We start from the raw sequence: 1301 nt of genomic DNA on the forward strand, positions 1-1301 counted from the left end.
ATGTAATGCATCCAATGAAAACCCGCCAGACCTTAGTTCAGTTCCATATGATATAATTAATCTATAGATATCTAGTAAAAGATTTTCCATACCCCTTCTCTATAGCGAAACGAACATGGAGAAGGGGCCAGGGGATGAGGCAAAACCACGGAAAATCCTTTTCTTTAAGGCTATTGCAGATTAACAAAATAAACGGGTAGAAAAATCAGGCTCGTGTCTGGGCAAAATGCCGGTGTAATGGAGAAGTTGCCGAGAGCGATGCTGAAAACGGTCAAGAAAAGCTGTGACCTGGGTCCGGAGTGAAACGAGCCGTTCTTCATGAGCAAAAGGGTGTAAGTGTATGACCTCCTGTTTGAGCCAACGCCAGAGCTTCTCAATGGGGTTAAGCCAAGAGGCGTAAGTTGGTAAAAACAAAGGTGTAACGCGGTTGTCAGCAGCAGCTTGTAAAACTTCAGGCAATTTGTGACAGGGCCAGTTGTCCTGGACGAGGTAAATCGTCTCTGCGTGAGGATAGGCAAGTCGGATTTGCTCATGGAATTTGATGAGAGCATCTTTGCCAATAGTACTGCGTTGGAGATAGATAACTCGGCCAAGAATACCATCAAGAGCTGCTGCTATCCGTGTTTTTGTGTTGGACCGAGGAGCCTCATGTGCCAGTGGTTGCTTCTTCCCTTGCTGATGCCATGCCTTACTTTTTGATGGCCGACGATAATAGGTCAGCTCATCTTGAAAAAGAAGCACTACCTTTTCAGGCGTAGTGATGGCTTCCTGATAGGCTCGAAGGATTCTCTGCCATTTCGCTTGGTACTCGGGGTCAGGGCTATGTATAAAGCTCAGAGCCTGTTTGCGGCTAAATCCTAACCGCTTGAGCACCTTGTAGATACCTGGTTCACTCATTCCTTCGAGCCAAGCGATAGCTCGGCCTACATCTTGAAGACGCCAGCGAGTTTGAAGGCAGTTGTACCTTCTTGGACTTTGGCGAAATAGAGCTTCGAGCTGCCTGCTCGCTTCTTCTTTACTCAGAGGGGGAAAAAGCGGGCTTTCTACCTCGCCCTGGCTTTAGGTAGAGCCCGCCTAGACCCTCTTGCTCATAGTTGCTGCGCCAGCCATAAACTGTATCGGCCTGGCGTTCTTTCAGAAGTCCTGAACGAGCTACTTCCGCTCCACTCTTGCCGGCTGCCATTTTTAGGAGCGCTGCGGCTCTTTCTCGCATATATGCTTTGGGATGATTATCTCGCATCGCCTCTAGCGTGATACGGCTTACCTCATCCAACTCTAGTATCGGCTGTCTGCTCATAGGG

General features: G+C 48.5%; 2 protein-coding genes. Both read right to left on the reverse strand.

Annotated elements, in window-relative coordinates; genetic code table 11:
- Positions 1 to 180 precede the first annotated feature (180 nt).
- A complete protein-coding gene (locus tag F6K63_RS36935) occupies positions 181 to 1023 on the reverse strand; it encodes an IS630 family transposase (RefSeq protein ID WP_287315021.1) in 843 nt (280 codons plus the stop codon).
- Positions 1016 to 1301 (reverse strand): helix-turn-helix domain-containing protein (locus tag F6K63_RS36940; RefSeq protein ID WP_353813189.1); only part of this gene is annotated, 286 nt, incomplete at its 5' end. The genes F6K63_RS36940 and F6K63_RS36935, both read right to left, overlap by 8 nt.

The organism is Moorena sp. SIO1G6, from assembly GCF_010672795.1.
Lineage (GTDB): Bacteria > Cyanobacteriota > Cyanobacteriia > Cyanobacteriales > Coleofasciculaceae > Moorena > Moorena producens.